Source organism: Skermanella stibiiresistens SB22, from assembly GCF_000576635.1.
Taxonomy (GTDB): domain Bacteria; phylum Pseudomonadota; class Alphaproteobacteria; order Azospirillales; family Azospirillaceae; genus Skermanella; species Skermanella stibiiresistens.
Map to the genome: position 1 here is coordinate 39029 of NZ_AVFL01000021.1, position 21256 is coordinate 60284.

Sequence of the window (21256 nt, forward strand, 5' to 3'; positions counted from 1 at the left end):
CCAGTGTCGGATTGGGCAGTAATCGGTGGGGATGATGGCACGAAACAGTAACCGCGGCGGGGCGCGTCAGGGTCGCCGCGTGATCCGGCCCAGCGCTCCGGCGAGGGTGACGGTGGTCAATGGCATGGCCAGCGTGACCGTCCAGGTCCCCGAGGCCGCGACCGCCTTCATCGAGAAGGCGGCGGAATTCATGCGCGACGGGTCCGATCCCGCCGCGGCGCTCCGCCGCGCCGGTGGCAGCTTCGACGCCTCCGCCCCACCGCCCAGCAGGGACGCGGCGCTGTCGGACGACGACATGGCGCGCCAGCGTGACCAGCACCAGATGGCGAAACTGCGCAACCGCCTGGAGTCCCAGGAATTGCGCAGCGCCGCCGAACTGGGCCAGCGGGTCAGGAACCTGCGCGGCTGGCGCTTGGTCCTGGCCCGCATGGCCGGGGTCGTCGTTTAGTCCAAGTGGTCACTGGGTGGCGGCTTCGCCGACCGCCGTCGTGGCGCCGACACGCCAGACCTTGTTGCCGACATCGTCGGTCACCAGCAGGCCGCCCTTGTTGTCCGGCCTGACATCGACCGGCCGGCCCAGCGCGTCGCCGCCCTCGGTGACGAACCCGGTCAGCACGTCGACCGGCTGGCCCGAGGGCATGCCGTTGGTGAAGGGCACGAAGATCACCTTGTAGCCGCTGCGCGGCTTGCGGTTCCACGACCCGTGCTGGCCGACGAAGACGCCGTTGGCGAATTGCGGAGTGAGGGTTTCGTCGTTCGAGAAGCTCAAGCCGAGCGAAGCGGTGTGGGGCCCGAGAGCGTAGTCCGGAGCGATCGCCTTGGCGACCAGCTCGGGGCGCTGCGGCTGGATCCGCTCATCGACGTGCTGGCCGTAATAGCTATAGGGCCAGCCGTAGAACCCGCCGTCCTTGACCGACGTCATGTAATCGGGAACGAGGTCGCCGCCGATCTCGTCACGCTCGTTGACCGCCGTCCACAGCGCTCCCGTCGTCGGTTCCCAGTCAAGGCCGTTGGGGTTGCGGAGACCGGAGGCGAAGATCCGATGGTCGCCGGTGGCGGGGTTGATCTCCCAGATCGCGGCGCGGCCCTCCTCGGACTCCATGCCGTTCTCGCCGACATTGCTGTTGGAGCCGACCGTCGCGTAGAGCAGCTTGCCGTCAGGGCTGGCGATGACGTTCTTGGTCCAGTGGTGGTTGAGACCGGCGGGCAGGTCGACCACCTTGGTCGCGGGCGCCGTGATCTTGGTCTGCCCCTCCTCGTAGGGGAAGCGCACGATCCCGTCCGCGTTGGCGACATAGAGGTCGTTGCCAACCAAGGCCATGCCGAAGGGCGAGAACAGGTTCTCCAGGAAAGCGGACTTGGTCTCGGCGACGCCGTCGCCGTTGGCGTCGCGCAGCAGGGTGATGCGGTTGGCGCTGGGCACCCCGGCGCCGGCGCGGCTCATCACCAGCCCCATCACCCAGCCCCGGATGCCGGTGCTTTCCTCCTTGGGGGGCGCGTTGGATTCCGCCACCAGCACGTCGCCGTTGGGCAACACATGCAGCCAGCGGGGGTGGTCCAGCCCTTCGGCGAAGGCGGTCACGCCAAGGCCCTGGGCGGCGGTCGGCTTGGCGCCCTCCGGCCATCCGGTCGCCGTGGCGATGTGGACGGTGGGCATGATCGACTCTTCGTTTGGCGCGGGCAGTTCCGGCTTCGGTCCCGTTCCGGCCGCGACGGGAAGGGCCGCGTTCTCGCCACAACCGGCCAGTGTCAAACCGGCCGCGGCGAGAAGGAGCGAAGCGGTGGGAAGGTTGCGCATGTTACCTGGTTCCTGAAATCTAAAGGTGTTGGATCAGATAACAAACCGCACGCCCAGCGGTTCCACCGCCCCCTTTCACAATCCAGTGATCCGATCGCCTGATAAGCGCCAATCGCCTGTTAAGCGATCGTCTCGGATCAATCCGCGATCACCTTGCGGTAAAGATGCCACGTCGCGTGACCCAGGACCGGCATGACGACCGCCAAGCCGACGAAGAAGGGCAATGCTCCCAGGGCGATCGATACCGCCACGATCAGGCCCCAGATCGCCATCGGCACAGGGTTCATCATGACGGCGCGGAGCGAGGTACGAACAGCGGTGACCGGCCCGACATCCCGGTCCAGCAGCAGCGGGAACGAGATGACTGACAGCGCCAGCACCGCCGCCGCGAACAGGAACCCCACCACGTTTCCGACGATGATCAGCCGCCAGCCTTCGGACGTCGTCAGGAGATGATGGACAAAGCCTTCGTTCGAGGCCGGCGCCGAGCCACCGATGGTCATGTCGTAGATCATCGACGCGGCGCTCAGCCATGCCACGAAGATCGCGACCAGCACGATGCCAAGCATCAGGATCGAGGAGATCGACGGCGATTTCAGCACATCGAACGCGTTCAGCCACGTGACCTCCAAGCCCCGCTCGCGCCGCCGACTCAACTCATAGATGCCCAATGCAGCGATCGGGCCCATCAGGGTCAGGCCGGCCACCATGGGATAGAGCAGGGGCCGCAGGTCGGCGCCATAGGCGGCGCGCGCCGCCACCAAGCCGACCAGCGGATAGATGATGCCCAGGAAAACAAGCTGCGTCGGTGTCGCCAGGAAGTCCCGGACGCCCAGTCTCAGGGCGCTCATGATATCCTCGAGCCCGATCCTTCGGACTTCCGGTCTCGAGTTCGCCGTCCTCGCCGCTCCGGGATATGCTGGGTCATACGCCATCCCCGCCAGCGCGGGTCCGTTCGTAACCGTTCTGTTCGCCATCTTCGTGCCTCCCCATGAGAGCGGCCGTCAGAAGCGGTCTTGCCGCGACATCGTCGCGGGGGCCAGGATCCATCGGCCGTCGACCTTTGGGCGGAAACGAGCCGGTTTCAGCCTCTGGTACTAAATCTACCATTGTCCAGAGCGGGGACCACCGCGCTTGGGCGATGGTGTGACGTTTGTCCCGGGTCAACGGAGGGGTGACTAATCCGAACGAGTGGATAGGTGTCAGGGCGCTTGTTCCGCTGCCCGAACGATGCCGTCCCCGATCAGGTCGTGAAGCTCCCGGGCATAGCCGGTGCGGCCCGACGGACTGTCCGTGTCCGACGTGATCACCGCCGTCAGCCCAAGGTCCGGGATCACGTGGATCATCTGTCCTCCGAAACCCCAGGCGTAATAGACCGGGTGTCCCCGCGCCTCGGTGATGAACCAGCCATAACCATAGGCGTCTCCCGTGTGGACCGACCGCGCGCGCGGCGTCCAGGAGACGTCGATCCAACGCTCGGACAGCACCCGCCGGCCGTCGACCACGCCGCCGTTCCGGTACAGTTCACCGAAGCGCAGCAGGTCGCGCGGCGACAGCAGCATGTTGTTGCCCCCGAAATAGATCCCTTGGGGATCGCGCTGCCACGCCGGGATTTGGATGCCGAGTGGTTCGCCCAGCCAATCGCGCGCCAGGGCCAGGGTATCGCGCCCGGTCGTCCGCGTCAGCGCCGCCGACAGGATGTGCGAGTTGCCGGTCGAATAGAGCATCCCGCCGCCGGGTTCGTCGACGAAGGGGCGGGCGAGGGCGAAGCTGACCCAGTCGCGGCTGCCGACCCAACGGCCATAGAACGGCCCCGATGTCCGCTCCAATCCCGCCCGCATCGACAGCAGGTGATCGACGGTGACCCGGCGCAGGCGGGGATCGGCCGAGGCCGGCACGCGCCCTCCCAAGAGCGCCACGATCGGCTGGTCCACACCTTCGAACTCGCCGCGGTCGATCGCCACACCGGTCAGCGCCGCGATGATCGTCTTCGAGATCGACTTGATGTTGACCGGCTGGTCCAGGCCGGGACCGCGAAAGACTTGCTCGATCACCGGCACGCCGTCGCGGGCGACGATCAGCGACCGGAGGGCCGGGAATGCGGCGGCCCGTTGGAGGGTTTCCTCCATCATTCCGGGATCGAGCGAGCGGGCGGCTTGGGCCGGGGCGACTGTCAGGAAGACGAGAAGACAAGTGGAGAGGGCGAGCTTTATCTGCATGGTGCTTACTTGGCGCTTGCGGCCGCCCGGTCAACGGAGCCGCTCGATGTGCCCGAATGTTGGTCTTTCAGCCATATTCCAGGGCATGCCTGGCGGGATTGTTCATGCCCTCCGCCTCTCCCGAAGGCAGGCCCGGGCCTTGCATAATTTAGTATGCGCCCAGGCGCGTCGCGGGGGCGCGACCGGCGCGGCCCCGGACCATACCGGAGACCAAGGAAGATGTGTCAGGGAGACGACCGGAACTGCCCGGATTTCGAAGAGCACCGTCGGAGCTTTCTCAGCACGATGGACCATGAGCGGCGCGGTTTCCTCAAGAGTGCCTTCGCCACCGCCGGCGGCATCGGAGCCCTGGGCGCTGGCGGCCTGTCGCTCGTCAGCCCCGCCATGGCGGCCGCCGCCCAGGCCCAGCAGCCGGAGAGGACGAGCCATCATCACCTGCCGGCCACGGCCGACACCGTCCACTGGGGCTATTTCAGCAAGAGCCTCGCTCCCCGACTGGAGATCTCGCCCGGCGACTACGTCACGATCGAGGCCCTGACCCACCACGCCAACGACGACGCCGAGCGCATGGTCAAGGGCGATCCCGGCGCCGAGAGCGTCTTCCACTGGACCAAGGAGAAGAAGAACGTCGATCGGCGCGGCGCCGGGCCGATGGACGCCTCGATCCTGGGCCGGGGTGCCGGCGAGGGCTTCGGCGTCCATATCTGCACCGGACCGGTCGCCATCCGGGGCGCCGAGCCGGGTGACGTGCTGGAGGTCCGCATCCTCGACATGAAGCCGCGGCCCAGCGCCAACCCCGAGCATGCCGGCAAGACCTTCGGTAGCAACGCCGCCGCGTGGTGGGGCTATCACTACAAGGACCTGCTGACCGAGCCGAAGGAGCGCGAGGTCGTCACCATCTACGAGATCGACGCGCGGGGCGAACGCAATTGGGCCAAGGCGGTCTATAACTACCGCTGGACACCGCAGACCGATCCCTTCGGTGTCGTCCACGCCAAGATCGATTATCCCGGCGTGCCGGTCGATCACGCGACCATCCAGAAGAACTTCGACGTGCTCAAGGGCATCCGCATCCCGGTGAGGCCGCATTTCGGCGTGCTGGCCGTGGCCCCGCGCGAGGTCGAGATGGTCGACAGCATTCCGCCCGGTTATTTCGGCGGCAACATGGACAATTGGCGGCTGGGCAAGGGGGCGACCATGTACTACCCGGTCGCGGTTCCCGGCGCGCTGTTCTCGGTCGGTGATCCGCACGCCTCCCAGGGCGACAGCGAGCTTTGCGGCACGGCGATCGAATGTTCCTTCACCGGAACGTTCCAGTTCATCCTGCACAAATCGGCCGATCTGGCGGGAACGCCGCTTGAGGGGCTGGACTATCCGATGCTGGAAACGGCGGAGGACTGGGTCATGCACGGCTTCAGCTATCCCAATTACCTGGAACAGCTGGGCGCCAACGCGCAGTCGGTGATCTACGAGAAGTCTTCGGTCGATCTCGCCATGCGCGACGCCTTCCGCAAGATGCGGCAGTTCCTGATGAACGCCAAGGGCCTGACCGAGGACGAGGCGATCTCGCTGATGTCGCTCGGCGTCGATTTCGGCATCACTCAGGTGGTGGACGGTAATTTCGGGGTCCACGCGATCATCAAGAAGGCGATCTTCTCAGCCACCGACGCCTGACGACAAAGCGCTGGCCGAAGTGGGACGACCGCCTGGAACGACCTCCGGTTCCGGGCGGCGTCGCATTACTATCGCTTGATCGTTCCTGTTCCGAACGAATAGACAGGACGGGTGGAGGGAGAGCGGAGCAAACCGTTAACCGGAGTGTGCGATGACTGACGGCCCTTCCGCACGGTGAATGCGACAGGATGGTGTCCGTGAAAGTTGCTGGAATGCCCATGATCTCGAAATCGGCCGCGTGTGTCCTTGTGGGGGCGTTCCTGGTCTCCGCCTGCGTCGCCGAACAGGTCACCGACCACGCCTATACCGCCGTTCGGGAATCGGGCGTGTTCGACCAGGTGGCGAAGCGGACCGGAGTCACCGCCCTGTTCGACGAGGCGGCCGCCCGCTACGCCGAGGCGATGGCGACCGACGCCGTGCCCATGTCCACCGTCGGGGTGCCGCTGACGCAGCTGGCGGGTGGAACCATCACCGGGCCGCGTCCGCCAGACTTGGTCCAGCAGGCGCTGACCGAGATCGCCGCCGAGCAGGGGCCGGGTGTCGCGCGCCGCATGATGATCGCCATGGCGACCGGTGGCACCACGCTGGTCACCAACCTGCCGTCGATGGCGTCGGGAGTCAAATCGGCCCAGGAAAAACTGTTCGCCGCCCAGGAGGCGCAGATCCAGGTCGACGCCGCCTATGCCGCGAGCGAGGCGACGCGGGCGGAAACCACCCTGATACCCGACGAGGACCGGCCCTTCGAGGCGGCGGCCCTTCTCAATCTGGTCGATCAGCCCGCTGGAACCAAGCTCGGCTGGAGCAATCCCGCGACGGGCGCGGTTGGCGCCGTGTCGGTTGGGGCCGCCGAGACGGCCGGCGAAACCGCTGGAACCAAGCCGCGGGACAAGGGCGTCACCTGCCGCACCGTCATGCGCGAGTACCTGCATGGCGCGGTGTCGCGCGGCGGCTTGGGAACGGTGTGCCGGGAAGGTGAGATCTGGTATGATCTAAGTTGACATCCGGGTCGGGATCGGGAACCAGCGGATGGTGTTCCTCGGAAACACTCGGCTACAGGAGCTTCTCGATCCGCTTCGGCGCGATCGGCTGGGGTTGCGCCACAAGGATGGGTTTGGACGGTTGGTGAGCGATGCTGGTGTTGGCGACATCGACGTGGACCGCTGTCGGCCAAGGGCTTCCCACGGTCGCTTGTTCCGCGGCGCCGGCCGCGTACCCAATTGAACAGGCCAGGACGATGGTCATGGCCTTGACCGTCCTAAGCACCGCCGTTTCAGTCGTTTGGACGTGCATATCTCGTCTCCCGCTTGATCCGGTCCTAATTCAACAATCGACGTCCCGATTCGTGGCGAGTCGAAACAATGGAGCGAATCATTTCATCCGCAAGGGGGCGTGGCTGTGATTGTGATCACCGCGCGATCGTTAAACTTTGCGGCACATTTCGACTCATCTACATTTTGTGCTGCTCTCATCGTTTGCTTACAATGCCTAAACTATAGTTTGGGCTGGATTATGGATGGCCGTAAAACACGTCAGGTTATTCTGATTGGCAGCCAACGGAGTGCGATGGTTTGACCAGTATTTGGGCCGAATACGCCAGGAGCGGCCTTGAAGGGTTTCCGTCGGTCTCCTCCCCATTGGTCGAGGAGGCCTGGGCCTACTGGAGCGTCAAGCGCGGTCGACGGCGGATGCCGTCGCGGGCCGACTTCGATCCCGTCGAGATCCCCCGCCTGCTGTCCTCGACGGCCTTGGTCGAGGTGCTGCGCGATCCGCTCGATTTCCGGTTCCGGTTGTTGGGCACCGCGATCGACAAGATCACCACCAAGAACCTACGCGGCGTCCGCTTCTCCGAACTGCCGTTCCTCCACCAAGGCAACAAGGGTTGGCAGGATTACGAGTACGTCGCCACCACTGGCCGCCCTCTGTTGACCGACCGTCCCTATGTCGGGGAAAGCAAGCTGGTGCTGCGCCTGACGGATTCGCTGTTCCCACTGTCCAACGATGGGGAGACGGTGAACATGGTCTGGAGTTTCCTGGACATCTGGCAGCTTCCGCCACGCGAGCGGATCTGGAACGGCATCGCCGGCTAAGATCGCGGAATAAAAAAAAGCCCCGCAGCGGATGACGCGCGGGGCTCAAGTCTACAAGGAAGAACCGCACCGAGATTGGCGCCCGCACAGTGTGGGGCTGAAATGGTTAACGAGTCGCTAACCATAATCAACTTCCATTTGTTTTTTGGAAGAGCGCCAACAGCGTTCCGCGCCATCGCCTGGTTATGGATTTTTAGGCTTATGTTATCTAAACTTTCGGTAGGATAAAAGGCGAGCGTGATCCGTGCTGGTATCCATCCAGCCGGGCAGGGCCGCGAATGAGTGGGAACGGTGGCCGTGACGCAGCAAGTGGATCGTATCAAGACAGCCGTTTTCGTCGATTTCGACAATGTCTATCTAAGTCTGCTGAACGTGAATCCTCAGTCCGCCGAGCGGTTCGCGACGGATCCGCTACGGTGGCTGAAGTGGCTCGAGAGCGGCTCCCACGAACAGAGCGAGCATCCGGCGAAGCGCGCCATCCTGATCCGGCGCTGCTACCTCAATCCCTCCGCGACCGGATTCGGCAATTACAGGGCCTATTTCAGCCGAAACGCCTTCTCCGTCATCGATTGTCCCCCCGTCACGGCGCGCGGCAAGAACAGCGCCGACATCGTGATGGTGATGGACATCCTGGACACGCTGACCCACACCACCCGGATCGATGAGTTCATCATCCTGTCGGCCGACGCGGATTTCATGCCGGTGCTGCTGCGTTTGCGCGCCCACGACCGCCAGACCACGATCTGGAGCCGGTTTTCCGCCGCGGCCTATCGGGCGGCTTGCGATTTCGTGATCGACCAGAACGTCTTCGTGGAGCAGGCCTTGGGCATCGAGCCGCGGTCGACCTTCAGTCCCCAGCCGGCCATGGCGCCCGTCGCCTTGGGGCGCGATACCTACACCGCCTTGTTGCCGCGCGTCGCGGGCGCGTTGGTCGAGCGGGCGCGTTCGACCGGCCCCATCGCCAGCCGGGATGTGCATGAGGCCATGCGCAAGTTCCCCCAATTCACCAACAGTTCCTGGTTCGGCTTCGGTAACCTGCGCTCGCTGGTGGACCACCTCTGCCACCTGGAGCCTGGGCTGGAATGCAGGACCCTGACCGATTCCGAATGGCGACTGGAATGGCGGGCCGGTGTTCAGCCCAGCTTCGGGCAACCGGGTTTCGGGCAGCCGGGCCTTGGGCAACAGCCAGCGGTGTCGGAGGCCACGCGGTTGGACGACGCGGCGCTCCGGACCCGCATCATGGATATCGTGCGCGCGGAACTGCGCGCGTCCGACCGCCCGGTATCGCTGGCCGCCCTGGGCCAGACCATCACCCGCACGCTGGGCCACGAGGTCAAGGACCAGCGCCAGTGGGCGGGTCACGGCACCTTCAAATCGCTGATCCTGGCGAATGGCGGGGCCGATATCGGGATCGACACGACGGGAACCGGCTTCGCGTTCGACCGCTCGCGCATGCCGCCCCAGCCGGCGGCCGCCCCGAACGACCACTCGGCCGATCAGCCGCCCGACCGGCCAACCGACATGGAGGCGGCGGAACTCCAGGATTTCATTGGCCGGATCGCCTCGATCACCGATATCCCGCCGCTGTCCGCCGCCACCTATGGCAAGCTGTTCGCCCTGATCGGCGAGGCGTTGGCGCGTGAGCCGTTCCAGGATCAGCTGGGGCTGGAAAGCCAGGTCGCGGCGCTGTGCGCGGACCAGGGCCTCGATGTCGACAAAGCGTCGATCTGCTATGTCGTCACCGGGCTCGCCATGTCCGACTTCAGCTTCACGACCGACCGGCCAGACCCTGGCGTGATCGCCCGCGTCTTCATGGAGAACGCCATCGCGAACTGCGCCAACGCGCAGCTGCCACTGGCGGATCGCGACCGCGCGCTGTTCTCCATCTGGCTGACCGGGGCCACGTGGCGCGATCTCCAGTCCGGCCGCAATGCCGTCACCGGCACCGGTTTCGCCTCGACCTTGGAAAGCGACGGCTTCCCGGCCCTCATCCAGACGACGGCCGACATGGTGCTGAGGGAGGTCCGGGCCAGGGGCACCCTGACGGGGCTCGATCTGGTCGAGATCGTCCGGCGCGTCAACACCCGCGGCGACCGGTCGTGGTTCGGCTGCGGCAACCTGCGCATCCTGGTGGAGAGGATCATCGACCTGTATCCCGAGATGATCGTCGATCAGCCGCCCGGCCAGCCCTGGGGCTTTGTCCTGAAGGGGGAACGGGCACCGATCCAAAATCCAGCATCCGATCCTGGGACCGATCAGTCGAATGACCGGGCCGAACCCATGCTGGTCGGCTGACGTCTCAAACGCGGTCGATGAAGCGGGCGATCGCGTCCAGTGTCCGTTCCGGCTGGTCGCGGTGGGGGATGTGGCGGCAGTCGGGCAGGTCCAGCCGCTCGAAGGAACCGCCGGTCTGGCGCTCGATCGCGTCGATCTGCGCCAGGGTCGCGTACTCGTCCTCCAACCCCTGGATGGCGAGAAGCGGGCAGCGGATGCCGGGCAGCAGGTTCTCGATGTTCCATGAGCGGAACGATGGGTCGAGCCATGCGTCGTTCCACCCCCGGAACGTCGCGTCGGCATCGTCGTGATAGCGGCCCAGGCGCTTGGAAAGGTCGGTGTCGCGATAAGCCGCCTTGGCGTCCTCGATCCCGGCGATCGTGATGTCCTCCACGAAGACATGGGGCGCCATCACGACGGCGCCGCGCAACCGCCGCACCCCCGATCCCGCCAGGATCAGCGCGATCGACGCGCCATCGCTGTGCCCGATCAGCACCGGATCGGCGATCGAAAAGGCGTCGAGCACGTCGGGCAGGGACCTCAACGCCTCGTCATGGAGATAGCCGGGGCCGCGCGGCCTCTCCAGCCGCTCCGACCGGCCGTACCCGTGGCGGGAATAGACCAGCGCGCCGCAGCGTGACGCCGCCGCGACCTTGTCCGGAAAGTCGCGCCACAGTCCGATCGACCCCAGCCCCTCGTGGAGGAACACCAGCGTCGGGCGGCCCTCGTCACGCGGTTCGATCCACCGTGTCTCCAGTCGCCGTCCGGCCGCCATGATGAAGGGCATTGGTCCGCTCCCCCGTCACTCGCGGAACCGAGTCAGCGAACGGGACCGCCATAGGGACTCGGCCATCTCCTCCGCCTGTTCGATCGACCCCGCCCGGCCGACCGCCTTCAGCCCGATCGCCGCCGTGGCGATCACCGCCTGCTCGGCGACCGGATTATCCAGCTCGCCGGCCCAGAGCGATGCCGGGTGGCTCGGGTCCAGGTCCTCCGCCCGCCACTGGTAGGTCGTCTCCATCCGCTCGGCCAGCCGGGGTGCCCAGAACTCCTCCGCCGCCTCGCCGTCGATCACGGTCGCGACCGTGCATTCCTTCAGGGGAGAGCGCTGCGCCTCGCCACCGATGCCCTTGAAGATCGCGGCGCGCGGCTGGCCCAGTCGGATGGCGATCTCCTGGTGCAGCGGGCGGTAGGGCGGGTGGAAGACGCTCTGGATCTGCGCCGGCGCTCCCAAGGGGTTGATGTCGCGGGCGAAGGTGTTGACCGCCGTCCGCACGCCCAGCAGCGGCCGAAGCTGGAACAGCCGTTCAAGCTCCGGGCAGAAGTCCGGCAGGCGGATATAGGCGAAGCTGGAGCTTCGCAGGCTGGCGGCCGCCTCGGTCAGCGAGCCGCAGGGTTTGATGCCAAGCCGCGCCAGGGCGGCCGGGGTGGGGGCGTAGCCTTCCGATCCGCCGTCGATGCCGTGCATCAGCACCTTGACGCCTTCGGACGCCAGCAGCAGCGCCGACAGCACGAACCAAGGCTGCTGGCGGTGGCGGTCGGCGTAGGATGGCCAGTCCAGATCGGGGACCACCGCGTCGTCCGGCGGCGTCAGCACCGATTTGGCGGCGCGGACGAATCCCGCCAGTTCCGCCCCGGTCTCGCCTTTGCGCCGCAGCAGCAACAGGAAAGCGCCGAGCTGGATCGGATCGACCTTGCCGCGCAGGACCATCGCCATGGCGGCCTCGGCCTCGTGCTCCTCCAGGTCGCGGAACAGCTTCGGTCCCTTGCCCAGCGCCCTGGTGTATTCGGCGAACGGATGCTCCTGCATGCTTGGCTACTTTCCCGGATGTTCGACTGGGTCACGGTGGATCGGGTCACACTATAGGGCGTCACGGCGCGCCGCGGCCAGTTCGTCGGCCAAGGGGGTGGGGCCAAGTGTTTGGCCAAGCGGTTGGAACGAGCGGCCTGGTCCCTGGTTCCCACCACGACACCCATTTCTAGTTTCACTCCGGAGAGGATGCCGCCGATGGCCGAGGACAATCAGGATCAAGCCCGTGAGATGGCCCGCGAGGGTCTGGAAAAGGCCAAAGCCAACAAGCCTGGCGAGGCGACCGAACTGATCGAGGAGGCGAAGCGCCTGGATCACGACGCCATCGCCGATATCGTGCCGGAAAGCGAGGACATCGACCGCGACGATCCGGCCGGGACGGCGCCCGCGACATGATGACCTATGCCGCGGCGCATGACGCCGAACATCGCGGTTGATGCCACGGCGAAATACGCCTAAAGCCATAATACCATTGACATGGCATGCGGATTCTTCACAAAATCCGCATGCTTCCGCAACCGTCGAGAGATCGCGTGGAGGCTGACACTCCACGATCAGGGAGCGCGCGCCCATGGCCAGCTACGCGAACATCAAGCCCCGAACCCTTCCGCGGTTGATCGAGGACCCCGCCACGCCAGCGGAAAGCGGCACCCTGACCTTCGCCCCCCGCTCCCCCTCGGCGGAGATGATCGCCGCCGGTATGGCGATCAGCGGCCTCAGCGCCCTGAAGATCCGCGCGCTCTACGAGGCGATGATCGACGCTGGAGACGAGGTGGAGCAGGCGTGAACATCACGAGCGGCTAAGTGGCTATTCCCGTAGGTCGGATAAAGCGAAGCGGCATCCGGCAAGCAGGCGCGTCGATGTCGGGTGCCGTTTCGCTCTATCCGACCTACCATGATACTTGAATTGGCGTGCCATCGTATTGGAACGATGGCGCACCGATGGCTGGCGAATACTTGAGAGTACCCGCCAGAACCGTCGCACCCGAACCCTCAATGCGTCAGGTCGTGGATGTAGCCCAGCTTCGTGATCACCGCCGGTGACAGGATGAAGGGGTAGAAGTCGGGCTGGCCCATGCTGCGGTTCATGGCGTTGACCGCGTAGGTCAGCGGCAGCCAGTTGTCTATCAGGATCTCGATGTTGGTCGCCTTGTGCGGGTCGAAGTCCACTTCGGCCTGCATTTCGGAACCCAGCTTGATCTTCGGCTTGACCTTGATGCCGAAAGCGCGCGCCGTCTCCAGCGTGTCGACGATGTGCAGGTAGTGGGCCCAGGTCTCGGCGAAATCCTCCCAGGGGTGGGCGGTCGCGTAGGTGCTGACGAAGCTTTCCTGCCAGTTGGCCGGCGCGCCATTGGCGTAGTGGGTTTGGAGCGCTTGGCCATAGTCGGCGCGCTCGTCGCCGAACACGGCGCGGCACTTCTCCAAGGCTTCCTCGCCCTGATCGCGGATCAGCTTGTCCCAGAAGTAATGGCCGACCTCATGCCGGAAGTGCCCCAGCAGGGTGCGGTAGGGTTCGCCCATCTGGGTCCGGCGGCGTTCGCGCTCGGCGTCGTCGGCCTCAGCGACGTTGATGGTGATCAGGCCCTCGTCATGGCCGGTCAGCACCGTCGTGACATTGCCGTTGGCGTCGACCTGATCGGACAGGAAGTCGAAGGCAAGCCCACCCTGGGGATCGTCCACCCGGTTCCGCAGCGGCAGCTTCAGCTTGAGCAGCGTATAGAACAGGTGGTGCTTCGCCATCTCCAGCTTTCGCCAACGGGCCATGTTCTCGGCGTCGGACAGGTCGGGGATGGTGCGGTTATGACGGCAGGCGGCGCAATGCGTCTCGGTGGAATCCGACGGGATCAGCCAGTTGCAGGCGTCCAGTTCGGCGTTCTGGCAGAACTTGTACAGGGTTCCGGGAGCGCCCAGCGCCGTGAAAACCTGACCTTCCGGCTCCAAGGCCGTGACCTTGTTGACTTCGGGAATGTAGCCCAGCTGGTGACCGCAGCTCTCGCAGAGGGTGTTCTCGAAGTAGAGCGGCTGACCGCAGTGTTCGCATTCAAACAGCTTCATGTGACATTCGCCTTGCCAGAAAGGTGCTGCGTCACGGGAATGCGTCTCCGCGTCCCGCCCCCGCGCGCGATGGCCCACGTAACGCGTTATCGGCGTGCGTGTTCCAAGAAAAGCGGCTGAAGTTTTAGGGAAGTTACCGTCAGGCGAACAATGCCGCGCAACAAAGGTTTGGATGAGAGCAGAAGGGGCGGTGGATCCAATCGCCGCAAGGCGCCGCTCCCGCATGACAACCTTCTTGCCGGCTTGGGTATTCATCCACCCCGCCAACTATAAGATAAAATCGCCGAAGTTAACAAATCGAACAGGATCCTTGAATTATTATCGATTCACCATGGTTTACAGGCTTGTCGGCATATGAACTTCGAGATACTAGGGTTATGCTTCACGTCTGACGAAGGCGGGATGGTCTTTTCGCATAATCCATGGCTGGTGGCGCTTTCCTTCGCGACCGCGGCCTTCGCCTCCTTCGTCGCCTTGGACATGATCGAGCGGCTTCGCCAAGCGAATGGGCGCGCCCGTCAGGTATGGCATGCCGGCGCCTCGGCGGCGCTGGGTGGTGGTATCTGGTCGATGCACTTCATCGGCATGCTGGCGTTCAGCGGACCGGCGGAACTCCAATACGATCCGGCGATGACGATCCTGTCGCTCGCCATCGCGATCGTCTTCGTCGGTGCCGGTCTCGGAGCCATGAGGCGCGCCAGGGATTACCGGACGAGGAGCCTGACGGCTGGCTTGCTGGTCGGGCTGGGGGTTTCGGCCATGCACTACACCGGCATGGCGGCGATGCGTTTCTCCGGAACGATCGCCTACAAGCCGTCCCTGTTCGCCCTCTCGGCCGTGATCGCCGCAGCCGCTGCCATCGTGGCGTTGATGCTCGCCTTTGGTTTGAGGAAGGCGCACCAGCGCGCCATCGCGGCGGTCGTCATGGCATTCGCCATCTGCGGCATGCACTATACGGGCATGGCGGCCACCGTGATCCGGCTGGAACTCCTCGCCCCGCCAACGATGGGCACCAGCCACACCTCGCTGGCCATCGCCGTCGCCGCCGGAACCTATGGGCTCCTGTTCCTGGCGCTGGTCGCCACCATCGCCGACCGCAGGATGACCGCGGCCGCCGTCCGGGAAGCCGGGCGCCTGAAGGTCGTCAACCTCGCCCTGGAACAGGAGATCGGCGAACGGCGTCGGATGGAGGAGGAGTTGAGGGTCGCGCGGGACGAGCTGGAACTCCGGGTCGTGGAGCGGACCCGCGACCTTGAGGAGGCCCGCTCCCGCGCGGAGGCGGCGAACCATGCCAAGTCGGATTTCCTCGCCAGCATGAGCCATGAGCTGCGGACGCCGTTGAACGCGATCCTGGGCTTCGCGCAGCTTCTGGATTTCAACAGCGCCCGGGAGCCGCTGACCGCGAAACAGAGACGGGCGAGCGAGCAGATCGCCAAGGCCGGGCGGCATCTGTTGCAATTGATCGACGAAGTGCTCGATCTGGCACGGGTCGAGGCTGGACACCTCGTCCTGTCGATGGAGGCGGTGGATGCCCGCGGCTTGCTGGACGAGGTCGTCATGGCCTTGCAGCCGGTGGCGCAGGACGCGGGTGTCACCCTGTCGACCCTCGGGTCGGAGATGCTGCCGGTGATGGCCGATCGGACACGGCTTTCCCAGGTCGTCACGAACCTCGTCTCCAACGCCATCAAGTACAACCGCCGTAATGGGACTGTCGAGTTGTCCGGCGAGCGGAGGCGCGACGGCATGATCGAGATCACGGTCCGTGACACCGGCCTCGGCATTCCGGCCGACCGTCTCCAGGACTTGTTCGTTCCGTTCAACCGGCTCGGCCAAGAGTATGGCACCATCCAGGGCACCGGCATCGGCTTGAGCATCACCAAGCGGCTGGTCGACGCCATGCATGGCACCATCGGCGTCGAAAGCACCGTGGATGTCGGCAGCGTCTTCCGCGTGGCGCTGCTCCTGTCGCCGGTCGAAGCCCAGCCATCGCTGAGGGTGCCTCAGGAAGCGACGGTAAGGGCCGGTTCCCACAGGCTGCTGTACATCGAGGACAACCCGTCGAACATCGAACTGATGCGCGATCTCGTCGATGTGGTTCCCAGCCTCGATCTGCAAGTCGCCGCCGATCCACTCATCGGTCTCGATCTCGCTTGGACCACGTCGCCCGAGGTGATCATCCTCGATATCAACCTGCCCGGAATCAATGGCTTCGAGGTCTTGAAGCGCCTGCACGCGGATCCCCGGTCGGCTGGCATTCCGGTGATCGCGCTGACCGCCAACGCCATGCCCCGCGAGGTGGAAAAGGGGCTCGCCGCCGGGTTCCATTGCTACCTGACCAAACCGCTGAAGGTGACGGAGTTCCTCGCCGCCTTGGATAGCGCGCTGGAGCGGCGTCATGCGGCCTGACGGTTGGAGCTCCGACGACAGGATGGCCGGCGCGCGCATCCTGATCGTCGACGACCTGCGGGCGAACATCGAGGTGCTCGAATCGCTGCTGGAATCGGCTGGCTACGAAGACATCGTATCCGCCACCGAACCCCACGCCGGGCTCGACCTCTATGCCGACCTGAAGCCGGATCTGGTGCTGCTGGACTTTCGGATGCCGGGGATGACTGGCGCGGATTTCCTCCGCGAAGCCCTGCGGCGCGTGCCGGACCAGTATCCGCCGGTGCTGGTCGTGACCGCGCAGAACGATCAGGCGACGCGCCGAGCCGCCTTGGAGGCGGGAGCCCGCGACCTCGTCACCAAGCCCTTCGACTTCTGGGAGCTTCTCGCCCGGGTGCGCAATCTCCTGGAGCTGCACTTCCTGGCCCGCGAACAACAGGAGCGGGCGGATGCGCTGGAATCCGTCGTGGAGGCCCGAACGCGGGAGCTTAGGGTGGCCCATCGGGAAATCGTCCAGCGGCTATGCGCCGCCGGTGAATTTCGTGACCAGGACACCGCCCAGCATGTGGCGCGGATCGGTTCCGGAGCCGGCGCGCTGGCGCGGCGGATGGGATGCGCCGAGGACTTCGTGGGGCTGATCGAGGCCGCCGCTCCCCTGCATGACATCGGCAAGATCGCCATTCCGGATAGCATCCTCCTGAAGCCGGGTCCCCTCACCGAGGATGAATGGGTGATCATGAAAGGGCATACGACGGCCGGACACAGCATCCTCGCCGGGAGCGGCGTCGGGATGCTCGACCTCGCCGCCGAGATCGCGCTGAGCCACCATGAGCGGTGGGACGGCAAGGGCTATCCCCACGGGCTTTACGGCGTCTCCATCCCGCTCGCGGCCAGGATCGTCGCCATCGTGGATGTCTTCGACGCCTTGAGCTCGGAGCGTCCGTACAAACGGGCTTGGCCTCGGGCCGACGTGGTGGCTTACCTCCGCGACCAAAGGGGCCGTCATTTCGACCCGGAGATCGCCGACGCCTTCCTGGCCGGGCTGGACGCCTGGGACGATTCCACCGCCAAAGTCTAGGCCGCCGGAACGATCAACGGCCGGTCCAGGTCGGTTCGCCGCGACACCAGGACGGGATGGTCGAAGGTGGCTGACAGGGCCTCGGGCGTCATGACGCTCCAGGGGGTGCCAGTCTCCAGCACCCGGCCGCCCCGCATCAGCACGATGGTGTCGGCGTGGACGGCGGCCAGATTGGGGTCATGCAGAACCGCCAAGACCGCCCAGCCCCGCCGGGTCAGTCCATGCGCCAGTCCCAGCAGTTGCGCCTGATGGCGGATGTCCAGGCTGGCGGTCGGTTCGTCCAGGATCAGGTGGCGCGCGGAAGTTTCGGCCGGATCGTCCAGTTGGGCCAGCACGCGGGCGAACTGGACCCGCTGCTGTTCGCCGCCCGACAGGGACGGGTAGGAGCGTCCCGCCAGATGGATCGCGTCGGCGGCCACCAGGGCCCGCTCGACGATCCTGACATTCTCCGCGTGGGTGCGGCGGGAACGGTGCGGCGCGCGGCCCAGCATCGCCACCTCGCCGACGCGGAGCGGGAAGGACAGCGTCACCGCCTGGGACAGGACCGCGCGCCGGCGGGCGAGATCCCCGGGATCCCACTCGGCCAGCGGGCGCCCGTCCAGCGTCACCGAGCCGCCATCCGGCGCCACCTCGCCCGACAGCAGCCGGACCAGCGACGACTTGCCGGCCCCGTTCGGCCCCAGCACCGCCGTCAGCGTTCCCGGTGTGAGATCAAGCGAGACGCCGTCGACCAGAGCCTTGCCGCCCCGGCGCAGCGACACGTTGCTGGCGCGGATCACGGCGACAGTTCCCGCCGCCGGCGGATCAGCAGCCACAGGAAGAACGGGCCCCCCAGCAGCGCGGTCACCAAGCCGATCGGCAGTTCCGCCGGAGCCACCACCGTGCGGGCCACGATATCGGCGCAGACCAGCAGGGTGCCGCCGAGCAGCGCCGAGGCCGGCAGCAGCCTGCCATGGCCGGCGCCCGCCATCAGCCGCACCAGATGCGGCACGACCAAGCCGACGAAGCCGATCACGCCCGCCACAGCCACGCTGGCGCCGACGGCGGCCGCCGCGACGATCACGATGCCCCGCTTGGCCGGCTCGACCCGGAAGCCCAGCAGCGCCGCCTCCCGCTCACCCAGCAGCAGGGCGTCCAGCACTCCCGCCCAGCGTCCCGCCGCCAGCACGGCGCCCAGCGCGAACGGGGCCAGCCCCAGCACCGTCGTCCAAGTGGCCCCGCCGATCGACCCCATCGTCCAGAACGTGATGTCGCGCATCTGCCGGTCGTCGCTGCCGAACACCAGATAGCCGGTCGCGGCCGAGGCGATGGCGCTGATCGCGATGCCCGCCAGCAGCAGCGTCGCGACATCGGTCCCGCCGGTCCGCCCCTGACCTCCCTGCACGTGGCCGCCGCGCGCGATCCGCTGGACCAGCAGCGTTGTGCAAACGCTGCCAAGGAAGGCGGCCAAGGGCAGGCTGAAGGGGCCGAGCATCCCCGCGGCCAAGGCCGGCACCCCCAGCACGATCACCGCGACCGCCGCCAGCGCCGCACCGCTGGAGATGCCGATCAGCGCCGGATCGGCCAACGGGTTGCGGAACAGCCCCTGCATCATGGTGCCGCTGACCGCCAGCGCCGCACCGACGCCGAACCCCAGCAGCGTGCGCGGCAATCTCAATTGAAGAACGATCGCGGCGTCCCGCGCCGCCACGTCTCCGCCCAACAGGGCCGCGATCACCGTCCGGGACGGGACGGCGGAGGCTCCGATCGCGAGGCTGGCGATCACCGCGCAGCATGCCAGCACGGCCAGCGGCACCAGCAGGCCGACGGTGCCGAACCAGCGCCAGGGCACCGAACCGTCCCGCAGCGGCACGGAGGTCATGACCGTTCAGCTGCTGGCTTCGGGAAGTCCCCGGCATGGTCTGGATGCAGCGCCCGCGCCAGATCGGCGATGGCGTCGGGCAGCCGGGGCCCGAAGCCCAGCAGGTAGAGCGTGTCCATCGCCACCAGCCGACCGTTCATCGCGGCGGGCGTTCCGGCGAACTGGGGCATGCGGAGGATCGCGTCGCGGCCTCCCGCGGAGTCGACGGCGTCGGCTGGCAGCAGCAGCACGTCGGGGGCCGCCGTCAGGATCGCCTCGCCGGACGCGGGCTTGTAGCCCTCGTACCCGTCGATCGCGTTGACGCCGCCCGCCAGCGTGATCATGGCGTCGGCCGCCGTGTTCCGCCCCGCCGCCGTGGGGGCGCCCCGGCCCAGCCCCATCAGGAACAGCACGCGGGGCTTGTCCTGGATACTGGCGACGATGGACCCGACGGCGGTCAGGTCGCCGGTGATCCTTTGAGCCATCGCCTCCGCCTCGCGCTCGCGGCCCAAGGCGGCGCCGACCGCGCGCACCTTCTCCACCACGCCCTCGACCGTCGGCCGGTCCGGCACCATCCGGGTGGGAATGCCGAGCGAGCGGATCTGCTCGATCACTGGCGGTGGACCGGCGTTGTCGCTCACCAGCACCAGATCGGGCCGCGTCGCCACGACGCCTTCCGCCGACAGCGCCCGCATGTAGCCGACCTGGGGCAGGGCCCGCATGGCGGTCGGGAACTGGCTGGTGCTGTCCACGGCGACCAACCTGTCACCCAGATCCAGCTGGTTGACGATCTCCGTGATGGCCCCGCCGACCGAGACGATGCGGTCCAGGGGTTCGGCGGGCTTGGTGGGTTCGGCGGCGACCGCGATCGACGCCAGCACCAGCGAGAAGACCACCGGCGGCAGCCATGCCCTCATGGCGCGCTCTCCGCATCCGGCAAGCTGGCGGCCAGTTCCCGCCACCCCTCCAATTCCGGTTCCGACGGCCTGCGGCGGCCGAACACGAAGGCGATGGTCTCCCCGGCGGCGTCGAACAGTTCGAGCGAGGTCACGACGCCGTCCGAGGTCGGCTTCCGCACCACCCAGGCCGACGCGATGTGGTCTTCCCGAAGGTGCAGGTTGAAGCCGGGATCGAGCACGTTCAGCCACGGCCCCATCGTCTTGATCCGGTGGACCGGCCCGGTGTGGATCTCGATGCAGCCGCGGTTGCCGACGAATACCATGATCGGCAATCCGCTTTCCGCCGCCGAGTTCAGCACCACCGCCAGCGCCGAGACCGCGACTGGCCGCGCCCGCTCCACTCCGGCGAGGCGCAGCGCCTGCACCCGCCCAAGATTGAAGCGCCGCAGCAGGCCGAAGAATTCGTGGGTATCCAGCAGCGCGTCCCAGCCGGTATGGAATCCCGCCAGATCGACCAACTCGTCCGCCTTCGGTGCCGGACGCTCCGGCGGCGGTTCCGCGACGAACGCCGTCGTCTGGTCGTCGGTGCCGCGATCGGCCACCAGCCGGTCGAACGCGGCGCGGTCGCTGGCGTCGGTCAGGTAGATCTTGTGAACCGCCACGCCCGCCGCGTCGAACACCTGGAGACTGTGCCGCGCGTTGCCGTGGCTGTCCTCCCGCACCATGAACAAATGGCGCCAATGGTCGAGGAACAGCCGCAGGTCGATATCGGGATCGAGCACCAGCCCCATCGACGCGCCGCACTGGATGTTCCGATAGGTTCCCGTCTTCTCGATGACGGCGTGCTCGTTGCGGGTCAGCGCCATGACCGGCCCGATCGCACCGACCCGTTCAAGGAAGTCGCCCCAGTCGCCGCCGCGCAGCCGCAGGCTGATCCGGCCGCAGCCGCTGGCGATCAGCGCCGCTTCCGGCACCTCCAATTGGTTGGCCGCGTCCCGCGCCCGGATGCCGGGATGGTCTTTCCGCAGCACCTGCCAGCAATCCCACAGCAGGTCGTTGGCGGGCAATGGCATACCGGGCAGGGCCTTCAGGGACATGCCGATCAAGGCGGGCGCGGGGGCGGTCTTGGACTTCATG

20 protein-coding genes are annotated in these 21256 nt (G+C 66.5%); 9 read left to right on the plus strand and 11 right to left on the minus strand.

Annotated features, from left to right (window positions below; genetic code table 11):
• The first annotated feature begins 79 nt into the window (after positions 1-79).
• Positions 80-448: a hypothetical protein gene (locus N825_RS24030; RefSeq protein WP_157619510.1), complete on the plus strand. Its 369-nt coding sequence runs from the start codon at positions 80-82 to the stop codon at positions 446-448.
• Between the two features lie 9 nt (positions 449-457).
• Here the strand turns inward: N825_RS24030 and N825_RS24035 are convergent, their stop codons facing one another.
• From N825_RS24035 to N825_RS24045, 3 genes are all read right to left on the minus strand, one after another.
• Positions 458-1798, minus strand: a complete 1341-nt coding sequence (locus tag N825_RS24035; protein WP_037457784.1) for a PQQ-dependent sugar dehydrogenase — start codon at positions 1796-1798, stop codon at positions 458-460.
• Positions 1799-1935: 137 nt separating this feature from the next.
• Positions 1936-2649 (minus strand): DUF2189 domain-containing protein, encoded by a 714-nt coding sequence (locus tag N825_RS24040; RefSeq protein ID WP_245613216.1) that lies wholly within the window; start codon positions 2647-2649, stop codon positions 1936-1938.
• Positions 2650-3000: 351 nt separating this feature from the next.
• Entirely contained in the window at positions 3001-4017 is a 1017-nt protein-coding gene (locus N825_RS24045) for a serine hydrolase domain-containing protein (RefSeq protein ID WP_037457785.1), read from the minus strand.
• A 219-nt stretch (positions 4018-4236) separates the two neighbouring features.
• Between N825_RS24045 and N825_RS24050 the strand changes: the two genes are divergently transcribed.
• Together N825_RS24050 and N825_RS24055 are read left to right on the plus strand one after the other, a co-directional pair.
• On the plus strand, positions 4237-5691 hold the full coding sequence (locus tag N825_RS24050; RefSeq protein ID WP_037457786.1) for an acetamidase/formamidase family protein: 1455 nt from the start codon (positions 4237-4239) through the stop codon (positions 5689-5691).
• A 218-nt stretch (positions 5692-5909) separates the two neighbouring features.
• Entirely contained in the window at positions 5910-6689 is a 780-nt protein-coding gene (locus N825_RS24055; RefSeq protein ID WP_157619511.1) for a hypothetical protein, read from the plus strand.
• 52 nt (positions 6690-6741) lie between these two features.
• Here N825_RS24055 and N825_RS24060 read toward each other — a convergent pair whose 3' ends face one another.
• Positions 6742-6981 carry a hypothetical protein gene (locus tag N825_RS24060; protein WP_037457788.1) on the minus strand — a complete coding sequence of 80 codons (240 nt, stop codon included), beginning with the start codon at positions 6979-6981 and terminating at the stop codon, positions 6742-6744.
• 278 nt (positions 6982-7259) lie between these two features.
• Between N825_RS24060 and N825_RS24065 the strand changes: the two genes are divergently transcribed.
• Both N825_RS24065 and N825_RS36860 read left to right on the plus strand, forming a co-directional pair.
• Positions 7260-7778 (plus strand): PAS domain-containing protein, encoded by a 519-nt coding sequence (locus N825_RS24065; RefSeq protein WP_157619512.1) that lies wholly within the window; start codon positions 7260-7262, stop codon positions 7776-7778.
• Positions 7779-8075: 297 nt separating this feature from the next.
• On the plus strand, positions 8076-10073 hold the full coding sequence (locus tag N825_RS36860) for an NYN domain-containing protein (protein ID WP_198038875.1): 1998 nt from the start codon (positions 8076-8078) through the stop codon (positions 10071-10073).
• Between the two features lie 4 nt (positions 10074-10077).
• Here the strand turns inward: N825_RS36860 and N825_RS24075 are convergent, their stop codons facing one another.
• Together N825_RS24075 and N825_RS24080 are read right to left on the minus strand one after the other, a co-directional pair.
• The gene (locus N825_RS24075; RefSeq protein WP_037457790.1) at positions 10078-10839 is read right to left on the minus strand and encodes an alpha/beta fold hydrolase; all 762 of its coding nucleotides are present in this window, start codon (positions 10837-10839) and stop codon (positions 10078-10080) included.
• Between the two features lie 15 nt (positions 10840-10854).
• Positions 10855-11862, minus strand: coding sequence for a glycosyl transferase family protein (locus N825_RS24080; RefSeq protein ID WP_037457791.1), 1008 nt, complete (start codon positions 11860-11862; stop codon positions 10855-10857).
• A gap of 198 nt (positions 11863-12060) precedes the next feature.
• Here N825_RS24080 and N825_RS24085 point away from each other — a divergent pair, with 198 nt between their 5' ends.
• On the plus strand, positions 12061-12258 hold the full coding sequence (locus N825_RS24085; RefSeq protein ID WP_157619513.1) for a hypothetical protein: 198 nt from the start codon (positions 12061-12063) through the stop codon (positions 12256-12258).
• 175 nt (positions 12259-12433) lie between these two features.
• Positions 12434-12649 (plus strand): hypothetical protein, encoded by a 216-nt coding sequence (locus tag N825_RS24090; RefSeq protein WP_037457793.1) that lies wholly within the window; start codon positions 12434-12436, stop codon positions 12647-12649.
• Positions 12650-12855: 206 nt separating this feature from the next.
• Here the strand turns inward: N825_RS24090 and N825_RS24095 are convergent, their stop codons facing one another.
• Positions 12856-13917: a zinc-binding metallopeptidase family protein gene (locus N825_RS24095; RefSeq protein WP_037457794.1), complete on the minus strand. Its 1062-nt coding sequence runs from the start codon at positions 13915-13917 to the stop codon at positions 12856-12858.
• 402 nt (positions 13918-14319) lie between these two features.
• On the opposite strand from N825_RS24095, the gene N825_RS36865 reads away from it, so the two are divergent.
• On the plus strand, positions 14320-16323 hold the full coding sequence (locus N825_RS36865; RefSeq protein WP_051512894.1) for a hybrid sensor histidine kinase/response regulator: 2004 nt from the start codon (positions 14320-14322) through the stop codon (positions 16321-16323).
• Positions 16313-17380, plus strand: coding sequence for an HD-GYP domain-containing protein (locus N825_RS24105; RefSeq protein WP_051512895.1), 1068 nt, complete (start codon positions 16313-16315; stop codon positions 17378-17380). The genes N825_RS36865 and N825_RS24105 overlap by 11 nt, the downstream gene beginning before the upstream one ends.
• Here the strand turns inward: N825_RS24105 and N825_RS24110 are convergent.
• The 4 genes from N825_RS24110 to N825_RS24125 are packed head-to-tail and all read right to left on the minus strand — an operon-like array spanning position 17377 to position 21255.
• Positions 17377-18159, minus strand: coding sequence for a heme ABC transporter ATP-binding protein (locus N825_RS24110; RefSeq protein WP_037457796.1), 783 nt, complete (start codon positions 18157-18159; stop codon positions 17377-17379). The two genes, N825_RS24105 and N825_RS24110, sit on opposite strands and share 4 nt — an antisense overlap.
• On the minus strand, positions 18156-19241 hold the full coding sequence (locus N825_RS24115) for a FecCD family ABC transporter permease (RefSeq protein ID WP_037457797.1): 1086 nt from the start codon (positions 19239-19241) through the stop codon (positions 18156-18158). Before N825_RS24115 ends, N825_RS24110 begins: the two co-directional genes overlap by 4 nt.
• A complete protein-coding gene (locus N825_RS24120; protein WP_051512896.1) occupies positions 19238-20137 on the minus strand; it encodes a heme/hemin ABC transporter substrate-binding protein in 900 nt (299 codons plus the stop codon). Before N825_RS24120 ends, N825_RS24115 begins: the two co-directional genes overlap by 4 nt.
• Positions 20134-21255, minus strand: coding sequence for a hemin-degrading factor (locus N825_RS24125; RefSeq protein ID WP_198038876.1), 1122 nt, complete (start codon positions 21253-21255; stop codon positions 20134-20136). The genes N825_RS24120 and N825_RS24125 overlap by 4 nt, the downstream gene beginning before the upstream one ends.
• Position 21256 lies beyond the last annotated feature (1 nt).

Bases quoted from the DNA above. Each gene is read 5' to 3' on its own strand.
- N825_RS24115 (WP_037457797.1), bottom strand. From the start codon at position 19,241: ATGACCTCCGTGCCGCTGCGGGACGGTTCGGTGCCCTGGCGCTGGTTC.
- N825_RS24060 (WP_037457788.1), bottom strand. From the start codon at position 6,981: ATGCACGTCCAAACGACTGAAACGGCGGTGCTTAGGACGGTCAAGGCC.
- N825_RS24085 (WP_157619513.1), top strand. From the start codon at position 12,061: ATGGCCGAGGACAATCAGGATCAAGCCCGTGAGATGGCCCGCGAGGGT.
- N825_RS24095 (WP_037457794.1), bottom strand. From the start codon at position 13,917: ATGAAGCTGTTTGAATGCGAACACTGCGGTCAGCCGCTCTACTTCGAG.
- N825_RS24055 (WP_157619511.1), top strand. From the start codon at position 5,910: ATGATCTCGAAATCGGCCGCGTGTGTCCTTGTGGGGGCGTTCCTGGTC.
- N825_RS24045 (WP_037457785.1), bottom strand. From the start codon at position 4,017: ATGCAGATAAAGCTCGCCCTCTCCACTTGTCTTCTCGTCTTCCTGACA.
- N825_RS24125 (WP_198038876.1), bottom strand. From the start codon at position 21,255: ATGAAGTCCAAGACCGCCCCCGCGCCCGCCTTGATCGGCATGTCCCTG.
- N825_RS24075 (WP_037457790.1), bottom strand. From the start codon at position 10,839: ATGCCCTTCATCATGGCGGCCGGACGGCGACTGGAGACACGGTGGATC.
- N825_RS24120 (WP_051512896.1), bottom strand. From the start codon at position 20,137: ATGAGGGCATGGCTGCCGCCGGTGGTCTTCTCGCTGGTGCTGGCGTCG.
- N825_RS24080 (WP_037457791.1), bottom strand. From the start codon at position 11,862: ATGCAGGAGCATCCGTTCGCCGAATACACCAGGGCGCTGGGCAAGGGA.
- N825_RS24040 (WP_245613216.1), bottom strand. From the start codon at position 2,649: ATGAGCGCCCTGAGACTGGGCGTCCGGGACTTCCTGGCGACACCGACG.
- N825_RS24105 (WP_051512895.1), top strand. From the start codon at position 16,313: ATGCGGCCTGACGGTTGGAGCTCCGACGACAGGATGGCCGGCGCGCGC.
- N825_RS36865 (WP_051512894.1), top strand. From the start codon at position 14,320: ATGGTCTTTTCGCATAATCCATGGCTGGTGGCGCTTTCCTTCGCGACC.
- N825_RS24090 (WP_037457793.1), top strand. From the start codon at position 12,434: ATGGCCAGCTACGCGAACATCAAGCCCCGAACCCTTCCGCGGTTGATC.
- N825_RS24050 (WP_037457786.1), top strand. From the start codon at position 4,237: ATGTGTCAGGGAGACGACCGGAACTGCCCGGATTTCGAAGAGCACCGT.
- N825_RS24035 (WP_037457784.1), bottom strand. From the start codon at position 1,798: ATGCGCAACCTTCCCACCGCTTCGCTCCTTCTCGCCGCGGCCGGTTTG.